The organism is Dactylosporangium fulvum (genome assembly GCF_025137375.1).
Classification (GTDB): domain Bacteria; phylum Actinomycetota; class Actinomycetes; order Mycobacteriales; family Micromonosporaceae; genus Dactylosporangium; species Dactylosporangium fulvum.
Genome location: NZ_CP073720.1, coordinates 3,537,194 through 3,557,339, shown reverse-complemented (window position 1 = coordinate 3,557,339; position 20,146 = coordinate 3,537,194). Strand labels below are relative to the sequence as shown.

21 protein-coding genes and 1 pseudogene are annotated in these 20,146 nt (G+C 68.5%); 12 read left to right on the top strand and 10 right to left on the bottom strand.

Translation table 11 applies throughout. From position 1 onward, the window contains the following. Nucleotides 1-69 precede the first annotated feature (69 nt). The 4 genes from Dfulv_RS16340 to Dfulv_RS16325 all read right to left on the bottom strand — a co-directional run bounded on the left by Dfulv_RS16340 (nt 70) and on the right by Dfulv_RS16325 (nt 2,296). Nucleotides 70-690 carry a dihydrofolate reductase family protein gene (locus Dfulv_RS16340; protein ID WP_259863917.1) on the bottom strand — a complete coding sequence of 207 codons (621 nt, stop codon included), beginning with the start codon at nt 688-690 and terminating at the stop codon, nt 70-72. Beyond that, complete coding sequence (locus Dfulv_RS16335; protein WP_259863915.1) at nt 690-1,196, bottom strand: SRPBCC family protein; 507 nt, start codon at nt 1,194-1,196, stop codon at nt 690-692. The genes Dfulv_RS16340 and Dfulv_RS16335 overlap by 1 nt, the downstream gene beginning before the upstream one ends. A 3-nt stretch (nt 1,197-1,199) precedes the next feature. Continuing rightward, nucleotides 1,200-1,541, bottom strand: a complete 342-nt coding sequence (locus tag Dfulv_RS16330; RefSeq protein ID WP_259863914.1) for an ArsR/SmtB family transcription factor — start codon at nt 1,539-1,541, stop codon at nt 1,200-1,202. A gap of 128 nt (nt 1,542-1,669) precedes the next feature. Then, the gene (locus tag Dfulv_RS16325; RefSeq protein ID WP_259867707.1) at nt 1,670-2,296 is read right to left on the bottom strand and encodes a DUF6119 family protein; all 627 of its coding nucleotides are present in this window, start codon (nt 2,294-2,296) and stop codon (nt 1,670-1,672) included. A gap of 166 nt (nt 2,297-2,462) precedes the next feature. Between Dfulv_RS16325 and Dfulv_RS16320 the strand changes: the two are divergent. Then, a pseudogene (locus Dfulv_RS16320) lies at nt 2,463-2,887 on the top strand (transposase); the annotation flags it as partial. Here Dfulv_RS16320 and Dfulv_RS16315 read toward each other — a convergent pair. Together Dfulv_RS16315 and Dfulv_RS16310 are read right to left on the bottom strand one after the other, a co-directional pair. After that, on the bottom strand, nt 2,818-3,078 hold the full coding sequence (locus Dfulv_RS16315) for a hypothetical protein (RefSeq protein WP_259869907.1): 261 nt from the start codon (nt 3,076-3,078) through the stop codon (nt 2,818-2,820). The pseudogene Dfulv_RS16320 and the gene Dfulv_RS16315 overlap by 70 nt on opposite strands. Before the next feature lie 225 nt (nt 3,079-3,303). Next, nucleotides 3,304-3,645 (bottom strand): DUF6223 family protein, encoded by a 342-nt coding sequence (locus tag Dfulv_RS16310; RefSeq protein ID WP_259863912.1) that lies wholly within the window; start codon nt 3,643-3,645, stop codon nt 3,304-3,306. 187 nt (nt 3,646-3,832) lie between these two features. Between Dfulv_RS16310 and Dfulv_RS16305 the strand changes: the two genes are divergently transcribed. The 3 genes from Dfulv_RS16305 to Dfulv_RS16295 are packed head-to-tail and all read left to right on the top strand — an operon-like array spanning nt 3,833 to nt 6,090. Next, nucleotides 3,833-4,948, top strand: coding sequence for a sensor histidine kinase (locus Dfulv_RS16305; RefSeq protein ID WP_259863910.1), 1,116 nt, complete (start codon nt 3,833-3,835; stop codon nt 4,946-4,948). Beyond that, the gene (locus Dfulv_RS16300; RefSeq protein WP_259863906.1) at nt 4,945-5,607 is read left to right on the top strand and encodes a response regulator; all 663 of its coding nucleotides are present in this window, start codon (nt 4,945-4,947) and stop codon (nt 5,605-5,607) included. The genes Dfulv_RS16305 and Dfulv_RS16300 overlap by 4 nt, the downstream gene beginning before the upstream one ends. 51 nt (nt 5,608-5,658) lie before the next feature. Then, nucleotides 5,659-6,090 (top strand): hypothetical protein, encoded by a 432-nt coding sequence (locus tag Dfulv_RS16295; protein ID WP_259863904.1) that lies wholly within the window; start codon nt 5,659-5,661, stop codon nt 6,088-6,090. A 393-nt stretch (nt 6,091-6,483) separates the two neighbouring features. Here Dfulv_RS16295 and Dfulv_RS16290 read toward each other — a convergent pair whose 3' ends face one another. The 4 genes from Dfulv_RS16290 to Dfulv_RS16275 all read right to left on the bottom strand — a co-directional run bounded on the left by Dfulv_RS16290 (nt 6,484) and on the right by Dfulv_RS16275 (nt 9,872). Then, nucleotides 6,484-7,053 (bottom strand): nuclear transport factor 2 family protein, encoded by a 570-nt coding sequence (locus tag Dfulv_RS16290; protein ID WP_259863901.1) that lies wholly within the window; start codon nt 7,051-7,053, stop codon nt 6,484-6,486. A 217-nt stretch (nt 7,054-7,270) separates the two neighbouring features. Continuing rightward, nucleotides 7,271-8,233: a D-2-hydroxyacid dehydrogenase family protein gene (locus Dfulv_RS16285; protein ID WP_259863899.1), complete on the bottom strand. Its 963-nt coding sequence runs from the start codon at nt 8,231-8,233 to the stop codon at nt 7,271-7,273. Further along, nucleotides 8,208-8,426: a hypothetical protein gene (locus tag Dfulv_RS16280; protein ID WP_259863897.1), complete on the bottom strand. Its 219-nt coding sequence runs from the start codon at nt 8,424-8,426 to the stop codon at nt 8,208-8,210. Before Dfulv_RS16280 ends, Dfulv_RS16285 begins: the two co-directional genes overlap by 26 nt. Nucleotides 8,427-8,660: 234 nt before the next feature. Then, a complete protein-coding gene (locus Dfulv_RS16275; protein WP_259863896.1) occupies nt 8,661-9,872 on the bottom strand; it encodes an ABC transporter substrate-binding protein in 1,212 nt (403 codons plus the stop codon). A 636-nt stretch (nt 9,873-10,508) separates the two neighbouring features. Between Dfulv_RS16275 and Dfulv_RS16270 the strand changes: the two genes are divergently transcribed. The 8 genes from Dfulv_RS16270 (at nt 10,509) to fdhD (ending at nt 20,109) form a co-directional block, all read left to right on the top strand. Continuing rightward, the gene (locus Dfulv_RS16270) at nt 10,509-10,793 is read left to right on the top strand and encodes an integrase core domain-containing protein (RefSeq protein ID WP_319805798.1); all 285 of its coding nucleotides are present in this window, start codon (nt 10,509-10,511) and stop codon (nt 10,791-10,793) included. A 944-nt stretch (nt 10,794-11,737) separates the two neighbouring features. Further along, nucleotides 11,738-12,679, top strand: coding sequence for a LysR family transcriptional regulator (locus Dfulv_RS16265; protein ID WP_259863895.1), 942 nt, complete (start codon nt 11,738-11,740; stop codon nt 12,677-12,679). 123 nt (nt 12,680-12,802) lie between these two features. Beyond that, on the top strand, nt 12,803-13,276 hold the full coding sequence (locus tag Dfulv_RS16260) for an NAD(P)H-dependent oxidoreductase subunit E (protein WP_259863894.1): 474 nt from the start codon (nt 12,803-12,805) through the stop codon (nt 13,274-13,276). An 8-nt stretch (nt 13,277-13,284) separates the two neighbouring features. Beyond that, entirely contained in the window at nt 13,285-14,847 is a 1,563-nt protein-coding gene (locus Dfulv_RS16255; protein WP_259863893.1) for a formate dehydrogenase beta subunit, read from the top strand. Beyond that, entirely contained in the window at nt 14,844-17,657 is a 2,814-nt protein-coding gene (fdhF, locus tag Dfulv_RS16250) for a formate dehydrogenase subunit alpha (protein ID WP_259863892.1), read from the top strand. Before Dfulv_RS16255 ends, fdhF begins: the two co-directional genes overlap by 4 nt. Before the next feature lie 3 nt (nt 17,658-17,660). Further along, on the top strand, nt 17,661-17,885 hold the full coding sequence (locus Dfulv_RS16245; protein ID WP_259863890.1) for a formate dehydrogenase subunit delta: 225 nt from the start codon (nt 17,661-17,663) through the stop codon (nt 17,883-17,885). A gap of 221 nt (nt 17,886-18,106) precedes the next feature. Beyond that, the gene (locus Dfulv_RS16240; RefSeq protein ID WP_259863888.1) at nt 18,107-19,249 is read left to right on the top strand and encodes a molybdopterin molybdotransferase MoeA; all 1,143 of its coding nucleotides are present in this window, start codon (nt 18,107-18,109) and stop codon (nt 19,247-19,249) included. Further along, nucleotides 19,249-20,109, top strand: a complete 861-nt coding sequence (gene fdhD / locus Dfulv_RS16235; RefSeq protein ID WP_259863887.1) for a formate dehydrogenase accessory sulfurtransferase FdhD — start codon at nt 19,249-19,251, stop codon at nt 20,107-20,109. The genes Dfulv_RS16240 and fdhD overlap by 1 nt, the downstream gene beginning before the upstream one ends. Nucleotides 20,110-20,146: the final 37 nt, after the last annotated feature.

Genomic DNA, 20,146 nt, shown 5'->3' with positions numbered 1-20,146 from the left:
TTAAAGCTGGCGGCTAAACAGCCCGGGGCGCAGCGCGAGTCGGGTCGCTAGGGTGGGGTGGTGGCGCGGCTACCGTGGGTGCACGGCGTAGGTCAGGTGCGTCACCCGCGACGACGGCTCCGAACGGACCGGCTCCAGCGCGACCCTTGACGCGTCCACGCCGTCGAACAGGCGGATTCCGGAGCCGAACAGCACGGGTGAGAGCGCGATCGAGAACTCGTCGATCAGGCCGGCGTTCACGTACTCCAGGATCGTCGCGCCGCCGCCCGCGATGCGGACGTCGCGGTCGCCGGCGGCCTCGCGGGCCTGGTCGAGCGCGGGCTCGATGCCGTCGTTGACGAAGTGGAAGGTGGTCCCACCCGGCCGCTCCCAGGGGTCACGCTTCTCGTGCGTCACGACGAACACCGGCGTGTGGAACGGCGCCTCCTCCGGCCACATCTTCTCGCCGGCGTCGAACATGCGCTTGCCCATCACGCTCGCACCGGTGCGTTCGAACGTCTCCCGCAGGATGTCGTTGTCGCGTCCTTCCTCGCCGCCCTCGCCGAGCTTCAGGTTCTCCCGGATGAACCGCTGCGGGAAGGCCCACTGCTGGAGCTCCATCCATAGCTGGCCCATCAAGTCCTCGGAGGACTCGGGCGCGATGAACCCGTCCAGCGACATCGACACGCTGAAGAACACCTTCCCGGCCATCAGCCCTCCGCTCCCTTCCGAACGATCTCGGTGACGTAGGCAGCCAGGCTGCTCAGGGTCTGCTGGCCGCCCTCGATCGCGTGGTACTTCTCGACCGCCTCGTCGCGCAGTTGTTTGGTGAGGAACACCGTGCGCATCACGATCCGGGTCCCCGCACCGTCCGGCGCGAAGGCCAGGACCGACTCGAAGGCGTTCGGATCGTCGCGCGACTCACCGTGCAGCAGCGCGATCCGCTCCGGTGGGACGATCTCGGTCCAAGTGATCCACTCGGAGTAGTCGGTCCCGTCCGGTCCGTGCATCACGAAGTCCCAGACTCCGCCGACGCGGAATTCGAAGGACCGCGTGGTGGTGGTGAACCCCTCCGGACCCCACCACCGCGACAGGTGCCGCACCTCTGTGAACGCCTCGAACACCAGCTCCCGCGGGGCGTCGATGACCCGGGAGATCACGATCTCTCGGTCGGCCGTCGCCGGCTCCGCCCACGTTTCCTGCCTTGCCCCTGCCATCTGTCATTCCTCCTGCCGTGTCTGCTTGAGGTCCTGCACGTAGGTGTCCAGCCGGTCGAAACTCTCGTTCCAGAACCGCTCGAACCCGCCGATCCACTCGTGGACCGGCTGCAGCCCGCGGGCGTCCAGGCCGTAGAGGCGCTGCTTGCCCGCCCCGCGGACCCGCACCAGCCCCACCTCCCGGAGCACCCGCAGGTGCTTGGACGCCCCCGGCAGGCTCATCCCCAGCTCCTGGGCCAGGTCGGTCACCGGCCGCTCACCCGCCCGCAGCAGCGCCAGGATGTCCCGGCGCTGCGGCTCGGCGATCGCGTTGAAAGCGTCCGATGTCGTCGCTGCTCGTGCCACGGCAGCCACCATATTTTCCCATATGGGAAAACGTCAAGCCGTCCGGTAATCAATCCGGTATTTCCGGCGTACGTGCGGAGACGTCCGCGCGTGAGTGAGGAGGCAACGTCGGCCGCCGGGCCTTTCGCTCACGCGGCGCTGTCGTCGACGATCTGGATCCGGCAGATCGCTGGGCGTGCACCTGCAATCTGGACTCGCTTGGTGAAGTCGCGCAGGTTGACCTTGCTGAAGCTTGGCAAGCCGGCTGGGATGGACCGTTGATCGCGCACGGCGATGGCATAGACCACGACTTCGGGCGCCCGCTCGGCGATCTGTGTGAACGCGGGGTCGAGTCCCTCGACCACCCGGCGGAAGTTCGCTTGGTAGGTCGGGTCTCGCCGCAGCGAGATCGCTGAGACCAGCCCTTGGGAGAAGAGGTGGCTGAGGGTCTGGCTTTTCTTGTAGTTCTTGATGTGGATGAGACGTCCGGACCGGTCGAGCAGATCGCAGGCTTCGATCTCGTCGCCGTCCTCGGATCTGATGTCGACGGTGTCCAGCACGATCGTGTCGCCGGGCCGGGATCGGTGGAAGCGGGTGTTGTACTGACCTTCCCGGAAGCTCGCGGGCCACGCAGGCGGGTTCAGCAGAGCGGTGACATCCTCGATCTTGCTCAGGTCGGCGTCGAGCTGTTGCGTGTAGGACTCCACGAGCGCGAACCATCGCCCGAGCGTGAGGATGTACCGGCGGTCCGCGTCGCGGAGCCAGTGGCCTTGCATGCGGCGCTGGCAGATGCCGCAGATGAGTGCGCCGCGGAACAGATAGGGACGTTGGGTGCGCCGCGGTTTGACGGTGGTGGTCGAGGCGCCCTTCGTGGCGATCTTGGCCTGTACCTGCTTGAAGGTGTCGGTATCGACAATGGCGGGGTGGGCGAGGCGTCGGACCAAGACGGTGATCGACGGCTCGCACGTCCAGGCCCTGAAGGGCGGCCCACAACCGGCCCGAGCCCGGTCGACCGCGCCAAGACCGGCTCGAAACACCACGTCATCACCGACGGCGCGGGCATCCCACTCGCCGTCAGCCTGACCGGCGGCAACCGGCACGACGTCACCCAGCTGATGCCGTTGATCGACGCCATTCCGCCCGTTCGAGGCAAACGCGGCCGCCCACGCCGACGCCCGGACAGCTTGTACGCCGACCGCGCCTACGACTACGACACCTACCGCGACCAAGTCCGCGCCAAAGGCATCACACCCCACGTCGCCCAACGCGGCGTCGAACACGGCTCCGGCCTCGGCGTTCACCGCTGGGTGGTGGAACAGACCGTCGCGCTGCCGCACTGGTTCCGCCGTCTGCGCATCCGCTGGGAGTTCGCGCCGAATGCCGCTGCGACCGCGACGGTAAGGATCGCGGCGAAGCCGAGGTACTGACCGGCGGCGATGTTCCGGGTCGCGTGCCTGAACCCGGCGCACTGGGCGAAGAACAGCGCGAGAATGAGGATGTCGTCGACGTTGGTGACGGCGAACAGGCCGACCGCCTGACCGATGATGCCCAGACTCATGATCGAGCCTCATCGGGATCGAAGCATCAGTCTGAGCAGGCGGAGCAGCCGACGGTACGGGCGAGAACGCGTGGGACGTCGAGTGACAACTGCGTGATCAAGCTTAAGCCCTCGGCCGGTCAACGACCCTGGCGTGATGCTTTCGTCGCGTTCACCGAGCTGTCGCTCGGCCGGTTGCAGCCAGCCGCGTCGGCATCGTGCGTTGCAGCGGCAACACGTCGGAGGTCAGGTGGTGCGGCGGGATCTGGCCAACCGCAGACCGCCGAGGACTGCGGCGACCGGTCCCAGCACCACGGCCGCGTAGCCGCCGACCACGCCGTTGCCCGTGCCGGGGCCGCCATCGGCGGTGGCAAGGATCAGCACACCGACCGCCGCACCGACGAGCCCAGCGGCCAGAGCAGCAGTCGCACCGCGCCTGCCAATGCGGCTGGTCGGGCGGGCGAGCGCGAGGCCGCCGATGATCACCCCGACCAGTGCGGCGAGCGCCGCGGCGGTGGCCGCCGCTCGGTCGAGGGTCAGGGTCCCGGCGCCGACAGCGGATGCGGCGGACAGAAGATGGACGGTCATGACGATTCCCTTCGTTCTGGGTGTGGCACCGATCCTGTCGCCGGACCTACCGCCTGGCATCGTGCGGGAGTCGGCTCTTCACCCTGCTGCGGGCGTGGCAGGCATGGCCGTAGTACTGCGTGCGCAGTAGCCGGAAATGGTGCGCCGGAGTGAATCGCCGCAGTCCTCGGACGGTTAGGGTGCGTGTGTGAGCAGCGCACGGATCGACGTCGTCGACTGGCTGGTCGCGGTCGGAGTTGCGGCGGTCCTCGTGGCTGCCGGTCTGTCCGAACACGGCTGGTCGACGGTGCTGGATCCGGTTGGGTACCCGCTGCTCGCGGTCGGCGGCCTGGTGCTGCTCGCCCGGCGGCGTGCCCCGGTCGCGGTCCTGATCGTCACGGGGTTGTGCGCGGTGGCGTATCAGACGGCAGGCTTCGTCGTGCTCGCCGTCGCGTACATGGTCGCGGTGTACGCCGCCGTGCGTGCCGGGCGTCTTCGGGTCACCGTCGTCGCCAGCGTGGTGATGCTGTTCGCGCTGCCTGTCGCGGCGATGACGTTGGGCCGGCAGCCCACGGGCGAGGCGCTGGTCCAGGCGCGCAGTGTGCTTCCGCTGGCTTGGCTGATCGCCGCCGGTGCGGCCGGTGAGGCGCTGCGCCAGGCCGAACGCCGCGTGGACGAGGCCGAACGCACCCGCGAGGAAAGCGCGCTGCGCCGCGCCGACGAGGAGCGGCTGCACATCGCCCGGGAGCTACACGACTCGCTCACCCACCAGATCTCCGTGATCAAGGTCCAGGCCGAGGCCGCGGTGCACGTGGCGCAGAAGCGGGGCGAACCGGTGCCGGAGGCGCTGCTGGTGATCCGGGACGCCGGCCGTGAAGCGGCCCGCGAGCTGCGGGCGACCCTCGACGCGTTGCGCGAGGACGACCGAACACCACCGCGCGGCCTCGACCACGTTCCAGCGCTGGTGCAGCGGGCACGGGCCGCTGGCCTGGACGCGTCGTTGACGGTCGACGGGCACCGCACCGACGTGCCGGCCGCGGTCGACCGCACCGCATACCGGATCGTGCAGGAGTCGCTGACCAACGTCGCCCGGCACGCCGCCGCCACCACCGCATCGGTCCGGATCGGCTACCGGCCGGGCGCGGTGGTCATCCAGGTCGACGACGACGGCACGGGCACCGCGCAGTCCCCGCCGACGCCCGGCGTCGGGCTGCTGGGCATGCGGGAACGGGTGACCGCCCTCGGCGGCCGGTTGCGCGCCGAGCCGCGCAGCGACGGCGGGTTCACCGTCCACGCCGAACTTCCCGTGGAGCAGGCGTCGTGATCCGTGTCCTGCTCGTCGACGACCAGCCGCTCATCCGCAGCGGGTTCCGTGCGCTGCTCGGTGCCGAGGACGACATCGAGGTGGTGGCCGAGGCCGGTGACGGCAGCCAAGGTGTCGCGCTGGCCCAGGAGCACCTGCCCGACGTCGTGCTCATCGACGTGCGGATGCCCGTCCTGGACGGCATCGAGGCGACCCGGCGGATCGCGGCGGACCCGGCCCTCGACGGCGTGCACGTCGTGGTGCTGACCAACTACGGACTGGACGAGCACGTCTACGACGCGTTGCGCGCCGGTGCGGCCGGTTTCCTCGTCAAGGACGTCCTGCCGGAGGACTTCCTGCACGCCGTCCGCGTCGCCGCGCGCGGTGACGCGCTGCTGGCGCCGTCGATCACCCGCAAGCTGATCGACCGGTATGTCACCCAACGGCCGCACCGCAACGCCGGCGCCCTCCTGACCGCGTTGACCGTCCGTGAACGCGAAGCGGTCACGCTGGTCGCGCAAGGGCTGTCCAACGAGGAGATCGCCGGACAAATGGTGATCAGCCCGGTGACCGCGAAGACCCACGTCAACCGCGCGATGACGAAGCTGCACGTCCGCGACCGCGCCCAGCTCGTCGTCCTGGCCTACGAATCCGGCCTGGTCACCCCGAGCAGCCGCTGACGGGGTTCGGCGATCACGATGTTCTACCCTGTGGGGTGTCTTTACTCGGTCATGGTGTCTGACCTGGGTGGACGCGACATCCTGTCACGATGCCGGCATGATCGGGGCCGTGTCGATGCGACTGTTCTACCTCGCGTTCTGCCGCCTCCTGGACGGGTGACCATCCTTGGACGAAGCCGTGCCAGCCTGCATGCGGAGATTCTCGTCCTGCGGCACGAGAACGCGGTCCTGCGGCGGGGCAATCCGAAACCGAAGCTGGACTGGGCTGATCGGTTCGTCCTCGCCGCGTTGATCCGGCGACTGCCACGAGCGCTGCGGTTGCACCGGCTGGTCACCCCGGCCACGGTCCTGTCGTGGCATCGCCGACGCCCTGGAGTGCGGCAGCCCCGATCTGAACGCCCAACCGTCGATCTGACCCAGGAGCGGATCAAACGCCGACCGATCCTCGGCGGCCTCGTCAACGAGTACGAACAAGCCGCATAGAAGTCCAGATCAGGCACTGAAGCGAAGTAAAGACACCCCACAGGCCATTCTCAGCCATCAAGCCTCGGGCGCCGTGCCGGCCGCTATAGCCGCTTGATCGGCTGCGCACTCATGCCGCTGTCCATGCTCGCGAAGTCGCCGGCGGCGGCCTCCCGACCCGTTCATTCCCCCGTCTACCGAGTTGCGCTACTCCAACCAGCATCGGGCAAGCCGGCGTAGTCGCCGCCGCACAACCCCACCCCGAGGTCCAGCACCGCATCGAAGACAGGTGCAGCCGGGCCGCCTTCACATTGCGATCCTCAACGAGCCGGAGACCGGGCGCAGCGTTGCGATCCTCGCTCGCCCTGGAGAGCGGGCGCAGCGGGGTGCCCTACAGCGCTGCCGCGCTCCCGTTCATGCCTCGACCCCAGAGGCATAATCTTCTGAGTTCCAGTCCGCTCCGCGATCAAGAAAGGTCCACAATGGGTCCTTTTGATCCCTCTCTGATCGAGCGCCTGCCTGTGGCCGACTGTCCTGAACCTCGCCGACACACACCTCATCCAACACAACCATGCGGGATGCGATACGCCACCGACCACGAGCATCCGGCGTGAATTTGTCTAGGTATCGACATTTCACGGTCGTCAATTGCTGCGCGCCAGAGACTTCTTGCCTGCGGCGCCTTAGATAGCACAGGCAGTAGGACTCGACCAATGCAACATACGGATCGGGCAAGTCAACGAGGACGTTGGTGATGAAATGGACCGAAGAGTCCAGTTGTGCGTGGCGAATTTTCATGTCCTCAATCAGCCCGTCGACCCCGCCTTGGTACGCACCGTGGTGATCGAAGGCATTGTCGTGGTAGCACGCACGCACCGAGTCCCAGTCACACCGATCGACCGCCCTCGCATACCGGTACAGGCAATCAGTAACGGCCGTGGTCACATCGACCCGTGATCGCTCGACCTGGTCTTCCCGCGGCATTGGTCACCCACTTCCTCGAATCTGTCGATGCTGTGCTGCACCAAGGCAGCCGTGTTCGATGATCGGACGCTCGTGTCAATGTGCACGCGCTCTGACCCCCTCATTGCTCTCGCCTGACCCTGTACTGCGCCAAATCTAGCTTCAGGGCCCGTGCGCTGCTATTTCGTGGATCGGGTCAAGGCTGTTCTGTGGTACTCGTCCCTGACCTTTTCGGCGCTTACGACTCGGCCGGGATTACCCGAACCGGGGTGCCCTGCAGCCATGACACGACGTCTTCCACCACGTGCGAGAAGAACCGCTCATACATCGGCACCGAGACATAGCCGATATGTGGAGTCAGAACAGTGTTCGGCGCGTCGCGCAGCGGGTGGTCTGCTGGCAACGGCTCGACGGAGAACACGTCCAGCGCCGCGCCGGCGATGACGGCGTCCGACAGGGCCTCGGCCAGGGCACTCTCGTCCACGAGCGGCCCGCGCGAGGTGTTGACGAGGTAACCGCGCGGGCCGAGCAGTTCCAGCTCGGGTCGACCGATCAGGTTCCTCGTACGTTCACTCAGCTTGAGGTGGACGGTAACTACGTCGGCGCGCTCGAACAACTCGCGCTTGCTGACGAGTTTCACGCCCACCGACTCCGCCCGCTCGTTGGTGAGATTCTGGCTCCAGGCGACGACGTCCATGTCGAAGGCCAGTGCGTAGCGGGCGATCCTCGAGCCGATATTGCCCAGCCCGATGATGCCGAGGGTCGATCCAGCCAGTTCAGGACCGATCGTGGTTTGCCAATGCCCTGCCCGCAGCGCGGCATCCTCCGCCGGCACTCTGCGGGTGACTGCCATGATGAGGGCCCAGGTCAGCTCGGCCGTGGTGTGCGGCACGCCGTCAGTTCCGCAGACCACGATCCCGCGGGCATGTGCGGCCGCGACGTCGATCGCCGCGTTGAACGGACCGGTGGTGACCAGGAGGGCCAGATTGGGCAGCCTGTCGAGGATCGCCGACGGGAACGCCGTCCGCTCGCGCATCGCCACGACCACTTCGAACGGCTCCAGCCGGCGCACCAGGTCAGCCGGGTCGGCAATATGGTCGTGGAAGAATGTGACGTCGGCCCGGCCGTCGAGGGGCGTCCAATCGGCACTCGACCGGGCGACGCACTGATAATCGTCAAGGACGGCGATCCGAATCGGCATGGCTCGGGCTCCCTCGATGAAGCTGGCTACGGGTCAGGGACATCCTGCGACGAAGGTCGGCGCGAAGTTCCGCCTTGGCGACCTTGCCGCCCGAGCCGCGAGGCAGCTCGTCCGCGAGTTCCAGCCGCTCCGGCCAGGTCCCGGTCGCGACGCCGCGCGCCCTGAGGTGCTCGCGCAGTTCGTCGAGGTCCACAGTGGATCCGATGACGGCCCCGGCGGTACGCAGACGCAGATCGGCCGAGTCGGTGGTACGGGTCCGGGGACGGCGCACCGGTTTCGTTGGAGCCGAAGAACTGCGACACATCCTGCCCACCTAACAAGCGCTTGGGATGAGCGCCAGGCCGGCCAGATCCAAAGCTAAGGTTCGACCATAGACGATCATCGACCCGTGGGGCGGAGGATGTCCGCCCCACGGCCGACTTTCGGTCTAGCAGGGCGGCTGGTAGGTCGCCCACGGCCCCTTCGGCTTGTTGTCCGCGCCGAACTCGATCAGGGACAGGCCGCAGAGGCCATCCGCACCGAGGTGCTTGGTGGCGGAGTAGGACAGCGTGAAGCTCGGCTGGCCGAACGAGGCCTGATATCCCGAGATGCTCTGGATCGCTTCGTTCAGCTTCTTCGAGTCGTCCGCGCCGCCGGCCTTCTCGATCGCGAGCTTGACGATGTGCACGGTGTCCCAGGCTTGGGCGTCATAGGCCGTGACCTCGTAGTCGGCGCCGTTCTTGTCCTTCAGGAACTTGGTCAGTTCCTGGGTACGAGGGTTCTGGTTGTTGATGGAACCCATGAACACCAAACCGTTGAGGGCACCCGCGTTGGCCAGCTTCCAGGACTCCGGCTGATTCCCGATCGACGCGAGCGAGAACCGCGGCTTCGCGGCCAACTGGCTGGCGAGCGTGTTCTGCGCGAGCACCTCGAACGCGCCACCGAGGGTGGTCACCATCACCGCGTCGACGTTCGCGCCCTTGAGTCGGGCCACCTGTGCGGACAGGTCGGACGCCGCGGTGGCGCCCTTCTCTGTCGCCGCGACCTGCACACAGGGCATCGCGTCGAACAGCGACTTGTTCACCGCCGCGATGGTCGACGAGTCATCGGTCAGCACGCCGATCTTCTTGATGTTGGCCTTCTGGAACGCTCCGCAGTACACCTCGGCCCAGTCGCCGGTCGAGTTGGCGAGCATGTAGATGAACTCGTTGTTCGGCGCGTCGACCAGCGACTGGGTCACGCTGGTGGGGGCGATGGCCGGGACACCGAGCTGGGTGAGGGTCGGCTTGGCCTGCGCCGATGCCGCGCCACCCGTCTGCATCAGCACCAGCTTGGCGCCCTGGCTGACCAACTTCTGCACCACGGCCGGCGACTTGGTCGGGTCACTCTCGTCGTTGCCCACCACAAGCTGGAGCGGACGGCCCAACACGCCGCCCTTGTCGTTGATGTCCTGAATGGCCAGTCGGATCGTCTTGCCGGAGATGTTGCTGTACGAAGCGCCCGGACCGGTGCTGTCCTGGTCCAGGCCGATGATGATGGGATCACCGGTCGCCGTGCCGGTGCTCGGTGCGTCGGAGCCACTCTTGCTACAGCCCGCGAACGCCACCAACGCGGCGATCAGCGCGCCGGCAAGCGCCGCTGATCTCCTGGATGTGGCCACGTCTACCCCCCTGCCTTACTGGGACAAAGTGAAAATGGGCTCAACTGTTACGTCGCTACCGCCACGTCGTTCCTGCATGCGGGGTCTGACGAGGAGTTCACGGAACCTAGCAAGCGCTTGGTTGACCCCAATATCTCTTCGGGCGCAGTCCTGTGTCAAGGGTCCGCGATGGCGAGCGGGTTACAGAACGATCAAGCCGGTCATCATTGCGAGCATGTGGGTGCCGAATACTCCCGTCGGCGGGTTGGCCTGCTGGTTCGTGGTAGCGAGTCTTGGCGGGTCTGATCGTCGTCAGGTACAGCGCGCGTACCGGACGCCAGTCGGCGCAGCGCTGGCGACCGTGTGCCTGCCGAGAACTGCGTCCGTGCTGGTCAGAGGTCATTTCGGATCCGAGGCATCAACCTTGTCTCGTCTCCGCGCGTCCTCCTTGCTCATCGGTGTTGACGACTACGCGGTGATGCCGCCTCATGCTGGCGCGACGGGCGTACCTCGGCATCACGAACGCGTTCGCGCTCCTGCGGCTGCTGCCGGGCAGCGACCGGGACAAGGACAGAGAGATCCTCGCGTTACGTCACCAGCTCGCGCTGCTGCAGCGCCGCGCGGCGGGCATCGGGTCCGGTTCGAACCAGCCCCGGCATGAATTCGACCATGGAGCGCCGGGTGCGGACCTGCCGCCGCGAGTTGCCGGACCATACCCTGATCTGGAACCAGCGACACCTGCTGCATGCGTTGCGCGAGTTCGAGATCTTCTATAACGAGCATCGTCCGCACCAGGGCATCGCCAACGCCCGTCCACTGGCACCGCTACCCGAACCGATCAGCGATCCGCACCCGGCTCGCCCACCTGAACATCCACCGACGCGACCGCCTCGGCGGTGTTCTCCACGAGTACGAACATGCCGCCTGAGCTGCCCGGATTGAATTCTCGGCAGGCACAGGGTCATTGCCGCAGCTGCGGGAACTCGCGCCCGATGTCGCACAGGATGGGCGCGCGGCGCGTACCAGCGGCGATCCGCCGTGGTGGGTGGACGCGCTGGTGACGATCGACGGCCGGCGCCCGACGAACCCCTGAAGGAGCCCGGCCATGCGCCAGGTCTTCGTCATGCCCACACACCCGCGGATCAACCCGGCAAGATCAAACCGCGACCAACAGTCCTTGATCAACAGTTAACGAAGACCCAGCTGGGCATGGTCAGCGCCGTAAGGCAGCCGACGTCTCGAGGTTACATTCGCCGCCGTGCAGCTGGCGGTACCTGCGGCCGACGAGGCTGTGATGCCGCATGTTTTCCGCCCGTCGAACGCGTATGCCGCGGCGCTGCTTGTTCCAGACCTGGAAGCCCGAAGCACCAAGGACCGGAGACCTCGTGGCCACCATACCGGCCGACGCGGTCGATGACGTCGAGATGACCGCCACCTGCGTCAAGCCGAGCTGCTGGCGGGTCTCGCCAGCGGTACCTCCCGGGCGGCATTCACCAGCCACACGGCGCTTCGACACCTGCGGTGCCTCGGCTCCGACATCGTCGGCCAGGCGTCGCACACTCCGCGGCCCGCGGCAACGGCGCTGAGCACCGACTTCCCCGCTTCGAGCGCGGGCCGGGATAAGCTCCAGGTGCTGCGGGAGCTTCGCTGTCACGACCACGGTTTCGGCGTCGGCATCGGTCTGGGGGCTTCGCCCTCGGTGTCGTGGCCCAGCTCGCTGGATATCGCGCCGGGTTCGTCGTCTCCGTGATGTGTTTGGCGGTCGCCCTCGGCGCTGCTGTGCTGCAGTTGACGCACCTTCGCGCCCGCGGCCGCGCGCGATCGACGCCGGGCGCATGACTGGTCGGGCCAGGGGGACAAGGCCGCGGATCTGAGAGGAGTGTGTCGTGCTGCTGCGTCAACTGGAGTACCTGACCGCGTTGGCGCAGGAGCGCCACTTCGCCAGGGCGGCCGACGCCTGCCGTGTGTCCCAGCCATCGCTGTCCGCCGGAATCCGCAAGCTGGAGCGCGAGCTCAAGGTCGCGATCGTGCGGCGCGGCCGCCGGTTCGAGGGTTTCACGCCGGAGGGCGAGCGGGTGGTGATGTGGGCGCGCCGCATCCTGGCCGAGCGTGACGCGCTGTTCGACGACCTCTCGGCGCTGCAGACCGAGGTGTCGGGTGTCCTGCGCATCGGGGCGATTCCTACCGCGCTGACCGCGGCCTCGCTGCTGACCACACCGTTCTGCGACCAGTATCCACTCGCCAGGATCTCGCTTGAGTCGCTGTCGTCCCGCGAGATCGTGCAGCGGCTGGCCGAGTTCGACCTCGACGTTGGGCTGACCTATCTCGACGGGGAACCGCTCGGAAACGTACGGACGGTGCCGCTGTACCGGGAGCGTTACCTGCTGCTGACACCGATGGACAGCGAGTTCGCCGGTGGGGAGAGCATCGGGTGGGCGGAGATCGCTGGCACGCCGCTGTGCCTGCTGTCCTCGACGATGCAGAACCGCCGGATCCTGGACCGGAACTTCGCAGACGCCGGCGTGACCGTCACCCCAACCATCGAGACTGACACCGTCTCGGCCCTGTTCGCCCATGTGGCGACGCACCGGTGGTCCACGGTGATCGCGCACGCCTGGCTGCACATGTTCGGTGTGCCGAAGGGGATGCGCGTGATTCCCCTGCAGCGGCCCAGCCGGTCCTATCAGGTCGGCCTAGTGCTGGCCGACCGGGATCCGGGGTTGATCCTCGCCAGGGCTCTGGTGGATGTGGCGCGCGCCGCCGACGTACCTGGCACGCTGGACCGGCTGATGCGCCAACACCTCCTACCGGTCCCACCGGCTGGCTGAGCAGGACCGGTGAGCCTTGATACGCGAGGCCTATCACGCGATTCGCGAAGTGCACCTTGACCAACGCCGACGAACCGCGCGATCGTGACCACGTCTCGTGTCGCGGGATCGGAGGGACTAGTCATGACACCAATGCCTGAGCAATCGTTGGAGCAGCGGGTGCGGTCGATCGTGGCGGCCCACCGTGGTGAACGCGGCGCGCTGTTGCCGATCCTGCACAGCATCCAGTCGGAACTGGGCCATGTCGATCCGGCGGTCATCCCGATACTGGCTGATGAGCTGAACCTGACCAGGGCAGACGTTCACGGTGTGGTCACCTTCTACCACGATTTCCGCCCGACCCCGCCCGGCCGCATCACGGTGCGGATCTGCCGGGCCGAGGCGTGCCAGGCGGTGGGTGCCACGGCGCTGGCGGAGCACGCGCGGGCGCGGCTGGGCGTGACGTTCGGCGAGACGACCGCGGACGGCGCGGTCAGCCTGGATCAGACCCTCTGTTTCGGCAACTGCGCGCTGGGCCCGGCAGTACAGGTCGGGGACCGACTGTACGGCCGGGTCGACGCCGCTCGCTTGGACAGCCTGCTGGGGGTCAACTCGTGAACAGCCCCGTGACGGTCTACGTCCCGCGCGACTCGGCGGCCCGGTCCGTGGGCGCTGATGACGTGGCCGACCGGATTGCGGTTGCCGCGACGGCTGCGGGGCGGCCGATCCGCCTGGTACGTAACGGCTCCCGCGGCATGCTGTGGCTTGAGCCACTGATCGAGGTGGTCACGCCGGAGGGCCGGATTGCCTACGGGCCGGTGCGCCCCGACGACGTCGAGGGCCTGGTGGCTGCCGGGATGCTCGACGGTGCCGAGCACGGTCTCCGCCTCGGGCGCACCGAGGACATTGCCTGGTTGCGCGACCAAACCCGGGTCACCTTCGCCCGGGTCGGCGTCATTGACCCGCTCTCGACCGACGACTACCTGGCCCATGGCGGGCTGAAAGGCCTGCGTCGGGCGCTGGAGTTGAGTCCGGCCGGAGTCGTCGCCGAGGTCACGGCGTCCGGTCTGCGGGGGCGGGGCGGGGCTGGCTTCCCGACCGGCGTCAAGTGGAGCACGGTCCTGGGCGCCGAGGCGGATCTGAAGTTCGTCTGCTGCAACGCCGATGAGGGCGACAGCGGTACCTTCGCCGACCGCATGCTCATCGAGGGCGACCCGTTCACCATCATCGAGGGCATGGCGATCGCCGCGTACGCGGTTGGCGCGTGCGAGGGCTACATATACATCCGCTCCGAGTACCCCGACGCGGTCGCCACGGTCCGCTCGGCCATCGAGATCGCGTACGCGCATGGCTGGCTCGGGAAGCGGATCCTCGGCTCGGACCTGTCCTTCGATCTGTTCGTCAGGGTCGGTGCCGGGGCCTACATCTGCGGCGAAGAGACCTCCATGCTCGAGAGCCTGGAGGGCAAGCGCGGCATGGTTCGGGCCAAGCCGCCGGTCCCGGCACTGCACGGGCTGTTCGGCAAGCCGACCGTGGTCAACAACGCGCTCAGCCTCGCGTCCGTACCGATGATCCTGGCCGACGGCGCGGCAGCCTTCGCCAGTCACGGCGTGGCGCGCTCCCGCGGCACCCAGGTCTTCCAGCTTGCCGGCAACGTCGCCCGCGGCGGCATCGTCGAGACCGGTTTCGGCATCACTCTCGGCGAGCTCGTCGAACGGTTCGGCGGCGGTACCCGCTCGGGGCGCCCGGTGCGGGCGGTGCAGGTCGGTGGGCCGCTCGGGGCGTACCTGCCGACATCGCGGTTCGATCTGCCGATGGACTACGAGGCGTTCGCCGCAGCCGGTGCGATGCTCGGACACGGTGGCGTCGTCATCCTCGACGACACCGTCGACATGGCGCGCCAGGCGCGGTTCGCTATGGAATTCTGCGCGGCGGAGTCGTGCGGCAAATGCACGCCCTGCCGGGTCGGCGCCGTGCGTGGCGTCGAGGTCATCGACAGGATCGTCGCCGGAGTGAACCGGTCGGAAAACCTGGTGGTGCTCGAGGACCTCTGCGATCTCATGACCAAGGGATCGCTGTGCGCGATGGGCGGGCTGACTCCGATGCCGGTGCGCAGCGCGCTGCAGCACTTCCCCGATGACTTCGCTCCATGTCAGACCGTTGCCGTGATGACGGAGGGCACAGCATGAGCCTGCTCAAGGAGCCGGACCTCGGCACGCCGGCGCGCACCGGTGGGGCGAGCGTCGACGTCGAGATCGACGGGCACCCGGTACGGGTACCCGAAGGCACGTCGGTGATGCGGGCGGCGGCGCTGGCCGGTATCGAAATCCCGAAGCTGTGCGCCACCGACAGCCTGGAGCCGTTCGGCTCGTGCCGGCTGTGCCTGGTCGAGGTGGTGGGCGGCCGGGGCACCCCGGCGTCGTGCACCACGCCGGTCGCGCCGGGCATGCGCGTACGCACTCAGACGCCGGAGCTGGATAAGCTGCGCAAGGGTGTCATGGAGCTCTACATCTCCGATCACCCGCTGGATTGTCTGACCTGCTCGGCCAACGGCGACTGCGAACTGCAGGACATGGCGGGCGTGGTGGGTCTGCGGGAGGTCCGTTACGGCTTCGACGGTGAGAACCACTTCGACGCGCCGAAGGACACCTCCAACCCGTACTTCGACTTCGACGCGAGCAAGTGCATCGCCTGCTCGCGCTGCGTCCGTGCCTGCGGTGAGGTCCAGGGCACCTTCGCGCTGACGATCGAGGGCCGGGGCTTCGCCTCCAAGGTCGCAGCCGGTGCCAGCGAGAGATTCTTGGACTCCGAGTGTGTGTCGTGCGGCGCTTGCGTGCAGGCTTGCCCGACCGCCACGCTGCAGGAGCGCTCGGTCGTCGAACTCGGCATGCCCACCCGTACCGTGCTCACCACGTGCGCCTACTGCGGCGTCGGCTGCTCGTTCAAGGCCGAGCTGCGCGGCGACGAACTGGTCCGTATGGTGCCCTACAAGGACGGCGGCGCCAACGAGGGCCATTCCTGCGTCAAAGGTCGTTTCGCCTTTGGCTACGCATCCCACCCCGACCGGGTGCTCGCCCCGCGGCTGCGCGAATCCATCACCGACGAGTGGCGGGAGGTCAGCTGGGAGGAGGCGATCTCGTTCACCGCGCGGCGGCTGCGCGAGATCCAGGCCGAGCACGGCCAGGGCGCGATCGGTGCCATCACCTCGTCGCGCTGCACGAACGAGGAGGTCTACGTCGTCCAGAAGATGGTGCGGGCGGCGTTCGGCAACAACAACGTCGACACCTGTGCGCGGGTGTGCCACTCTCCCACCGGCTACGGCCTGAGCCAGGCCTTCGGCACCTCGGCAGGCACTCAGGACTTCGCCTCGGTCGCCGAGGCCGACGTCGTGCTGCTGATCGGGGCGAACCCCACTGCCGCGCATCCGGTGTTCGCCTCTCGGCTCAAGCAGCAGCTACGCCAGGGGACCCAGCTGATCGTGGTGGACCCGCGGCGTATCGAGCTCGTCCGCTCCCCGCACATTCAGGCGCGCCACCACCTGCAGCTTGCTCCTGGCACCAACGTCGCGGTGGTCAACGCGATGGCCTATGTGGTGGTCACCGAGGGCCTGGTGAACGACGAGTTCGTCGCGCAGCGCTGCGAGGGGTTTGACGAGTGGGCGGAGTTCATCGCCCGCCCGGAGAACAGCCCGGAGGCCGTGCAGGAGATCACCGGGGTGCCGGCAGCCGAGCTGCGCGAGGCGGCCCGGTTGTACGCGACCGCGGGCAACGCCGCGATCTACTACGGCCTTGGCGTCACTGAGCACAGTCAAGGCTCCACGATGGTCATGGGTATGGCCAACCTTGCGATGGTGACCGGCAACATCGGCCGCCCCGGGGTGGGGGTCAACCCGTTGCGCGGGCAGAACAATGTGCAGGGCTCATGCGACATGGGCTCCTTCCCGCACGAGCTGCCCGGTTACCGTCACGTCGCCAACGACGACGTGCGGTCGGTCTACGAGCACCTGTGGGGGGTTCCGCTGCTCAACGAGCCGGGCCTGCGTATCCCCAACATGTTCGACTCGGCGCTGGACGGCTCGTTCCGGGCCCTGTTCGTCCAAGGTGAGGACATCGCCCAGTCCGACCCGAACACAACGCACGTGCACGCCGCCCTGAGGGCGCTCGATCTGCTGGTCGTGCAGGACCTGTTCGTCAACGAGACGGCCAAGTTCGCCCATGTCCTGCTGCCCGGCACGTCCTTCCTGGAGAAGGACGGTACGTTCACCAACGCCGAGCGGCGGATCAACCGGGTCCGCCCGGTGCGCCCGGCCCGCACCGGGAAGCAGGAGTGGCAGATCATCTGCGAGATCGCGCAGGCGATGGGCTACCCCATGCACTACGAGTCGGCGGCGCAGATCATGGATGAGATCGCGCTGACCACCCCGACCTTCGCCGGGGTGTCGTTCGAGATGCTGGACCGGGTCGGCAGCGTGCAGTGGCCATGCAACGCCGCCGCTCCGGACGGGACGCCGGTCATGCACGTCAACGGCTTCGTACGCGGCAAGGGACGCTTCGTCAGGACCGACTACGTGCCCACTCAGGAGCGCAGCACCCGGCGTTTCCCGCTGATCCTGACCACGGGCCGGATCCTCAGCCAGTACAACGTGGGTGCCCAGACCCGGCGGACCGGCAACATCGCCTGGCATCCGAGGGACGTGCTGGAGATCCATCCGCACGACGCCGAGTTGCGCGGCATCCACGACGGGGACACGGTCACCCTGGCCAGCCGGGTCGGGCAGACCACGATGCAGGCCCAACTGTCGGACCGGATGCCGGTCGGGGTCTGCTACACGACCTTCCATCACCCGGAGTCCGGGGCGAATGTGGTCACCACCGAGCATTCCGACTGGGCGACCAACTGCCCGGAGTACAAGGTAACCGCGGTGCAGGTGACACCGGCGAACGCGACGGCCGCCGCGGAGGCCGCGCCTGCCGTGGCGGTCCCGATCGCGGGAGAGTGAGCGATGAGCACGATCTCGACACCATCGCACGTGCGGATGGCCAACCACATCGCTGCGCAGTTCCAACATCGCCCGCACGAGGAGGCGGTGGCGGCGGTGGCTGAGCACATCCAGAAGTACTGGGAACCGAGGATGCGCGCCGCCCTGCTCGTGCACGTCGAGCAGGGCGGGGAGAGGCTCGACCCGCTCGCCGTGGCCGCCGCCGCCCGGCTGCCCGGCGCGGCGTGAGCTCGTTCCAGCTCGGCGGCGTCGGGGAGATGCCGCGCCGCCTAGCCGACCGCGACGCGGCCAGTCGGGCGGTCGCCGTGAGCGAGCGGCTGGCGGCGCAGGATGGCGGTGACCGGCAGGGCTTTGCGTACAACGGTTGCCGCCACAACGGGGAGCGACCGCAACGGGCGGCGACCGCAACGGGTACGGCCCAAGGCTTCACGCGGTTGGATGGGAGGACGGTGGACTGGGACGAGGCACGGGCGCTGGCCCATTCGGTGGCCGAGCCGCTGGCGCCCAGCCTGCTGGACCCCGCGGCCGCGGTCGGCACGACGCTGGCCCGGCCGTTGCTCGCTTTGATCGACCTGCCGTCGTTCGACCGATCGGCGATGGACGGCTACGCCGTGCGGGGCGCACCGCCGTGGATGATCCGTGGTCGAGTGGGTGCCGGCCAGACCGCCGGGCCGCCGCTGCGGCCCGGCGAGGCGCGTGAGGTGGCCACCGGCGCCCCGGTTCCAGAGGGGACCGACGGCGTGCTGCCCTATGAACAGGCCATTCGTTACGAAGAGTCGGTGACCGCGGCGACGATTGCGCCGGCCGGCCGGCACGTGCGCCGGGCGGGTGAGGAGTGTCGGCGCGGGGAGCAGTTGGCCCCCGTCGGCACGCCGGTCACCCCCCAGCTGGCCGCGCTGGCGGCCGCAGTGGGCAACGACCTGCTCGAGGTGCACCCGCGGCCGCTGGTCGGCATGCTGGTCACCGGCGACGAGCTGTGCAGCAGCGGGCTGCCGGGGCCGGGCGCGGTGCGCGACGCGATCGGTCCGATGCTGCCCGGGCTGATCGCATGGGCGGGCGGGCAGCCGGCCGGTCTAACCCGGCTGCCGGACTCGGACAGCGCGCTGGCCGCCGCGCTGGAGGCAGGCAGCGGCCAGGTGCTGCTGGTCTCGGGCTCGTCTTCGGCCGGACCGGCCGATCACCTGCGCCCGTGTCTCAAGCGGCTCGGCGCGGAGCTGCTGGTCGACGGCGTGGCCTGCCGGCCGGGCCACCCCCAGTCGTTGGCCAGGCTTCCGGACGGAACGCTGGTCATCGGACTGCCCGGCAACCCGCTGGCCGCTCTCGTAGCATTCCTGACCCTGGCCGTACCGGTGCTCGCCGGGCTGCGCGGGGAGGCGCTATCCGTGCCGGGCACCGCGCACGGTCCCCGGCTGCCGCGGCGTGCCGGCACCACCACACTGGTCCCGGTCCGGGTGCTCGCGGGTGTCGCTGAGCCGGTGACGCACGCCGGCAGCGCGATGCTGCGCGGTGCCGCCGGTGCGGACGCGATCGCGGTCGTCGGGCCGGGCGAGGGCCCAGTACGGCTGATCGCGCTGCCCGGAGGGGGGTACTGATGGGCAGGTTGTCGGTCCGCAAGCCGGTCCTGCGGATCACCCCGGCCGGCGCCCGCCGTGGCCCGGACAGCCTTGCCGCCGAGGAGCCCTTCGAGCTGCGGGTCGGCGCCCGCGCGCTCGCGGTGACGATGCGCACCCCGGGACACGACGTCGAGCTGGCCCACGGGTTCCTGCTCACCGAGGGCGTAATCCGCGATGCGGCCGACGTGGTCACCGCCCGATACTGCGGGTCCCGCGACGACGAGGGCTCTAACACATACAACGTGCTCGACGTCGCGCTCGCGGCCGGGGTTGCGCCGCCCGAGCCGGGGGTGGAACGCAACTTCTACACCACGTCCTCGTGCGGGGTGTGCGGCAAGGCCTCGCTGGACGCGGTACGGCTGGCCTCCAGCTTCTCCCCCGCCGCGGACCCGGTGCGGATCAGCACTGAGGTGCTGGCCGGGCTGCCCGCTGCGCTGCGGGCAGGGCAGCAGGTCTTCGACACCACCGGTGGGCTGCACGCCGCGGCGCTGTTCACCGCGGACGGACAGTTGCTGGTGGTCCGGGAGGACGTCGGGCGGCACAACGCCGTGGACAAGGTGCTGGGCTGGGCCCTATTGGGCGGGCGGGTCCCGCTACGCGGGTGTGTGCTGATGGTGTCCGGGCGAGCCTCCTTCGAGCTGGTGCAGAAGGCGGTGATGGCGGGAGTGCCGGTGCTGGCCGCAGTCTCCGCGCCGTCCTCGCTGGCCGTCGATCTCGCCGTCGAGTCAGGTCTGACGCTGGTCGGCTTCCTGCGCGGAGCGCGCATGAACGTCTACTCCGGCTTTGAGCGCGTGCTGGTGGAGCAGGCCGAGCCGGCCGGGCAGGAGAAGTTGCGATAGCCAGTGAGCCTTTTTCAAGCTGATCTTGCAGCTCAGG

Excerpts from the sequence above, each read along its gene's own strand:
- Dfulv_RS16340 (WP_259863917.1), bottom strand. The coding sequence starts at position 690 with ATGGCCGGGAAGGTGTTCTTCAGCGTGTCGATGTCGCTGGACGGGTTC.
- Dfulv_RS16335 (WP_259863915.1), bottom strand. The coding sequence starts at position 1,196 with ATGGCAGGGGCAAGGCAGGAAACGTGGGCGGAGCCGGCGACGGCCGAC.
- Dfulv_RS16325 (WP_259867707.1), bottom strand. The coding sequence starts at position 2,296 with ATGCAAGGCCACTGGCTCCGCGACGCGGACCGCCGGTACATCCTCACG.
- Dfulv_RS16315 (WP_259869907.1), bottom strand. The coding sequence starts at position 3,078 with ATGAGTCTGGGCATCATCGGTCAGGCGGTCGGCCTGTTCGCCGTCACC.
- Dfulv_RS16310 (WP_259863912.1), bottom strand. The coding sequence starts at position 3,645 with ATGACCGTCCATCTTCTGTCCGCCGCATCCGCTGTCGGCGCCGGGACC.
- Dfulv_RS16295 (WP_259863904.1), top strand. The coding sequence starts at position 5,659 with ATGGTGTCTGACCTGGGTGGACGCGACATCCTGTCACGATGCCGGCAT.
- Dfulv_RS16290 (WP_259863901.1), bottom strand. The coding sequence starts at position 7,053 with ATGCCGCGGGAAGACCAGGTCGAGCGATCACGGGTCGATGTGACCACG.
- Dfulv_RS16285 (WP_259863899.1), bottom strand. The coding sequence starts at position 8,233 with ATGCCGATTCGGATCGCCGTCCTTGACGATTATCAGTGCGTCGCCCGG.
- Dfulv_RS16270 (WP_319805798.1), top strand. The coding sequence starts at position 10,509 with ATGAATTCGACCATGGAGCGCCGGGTGCGGACCTGCCGCCGCGAGTTG.
- Dfulv_RS16260 (WP_259863894.1), top strand. The coding sequence starts at position 12,803 with ATGACACCAATGCCTGAGCAATCGTTGGAGCAGCGGGTGCGGTCGATC.
- fdhF (WP_259863892.1), top strand. The coding sequence starts at position 14,844 with ATGAGCCTGCTCAAGGAGCCGGACCTCGGCACGCCGGCGCGCACCGGT.
- Dfulv_RS16245 (WP_259863890.1), top strand. The coding sequence starts at position 17,661 with ATGAGCACGATCTCGACACCATCGCACGTGCGGATGGCCAACCACATC.
- fdhD (WP_259863887.1), top strand. The coding sequence starts at position 19,249 with ATGGGCAGGTTGTCGGTCCGCAAGCCGGTCCTGCGGATCACCCCGGCC.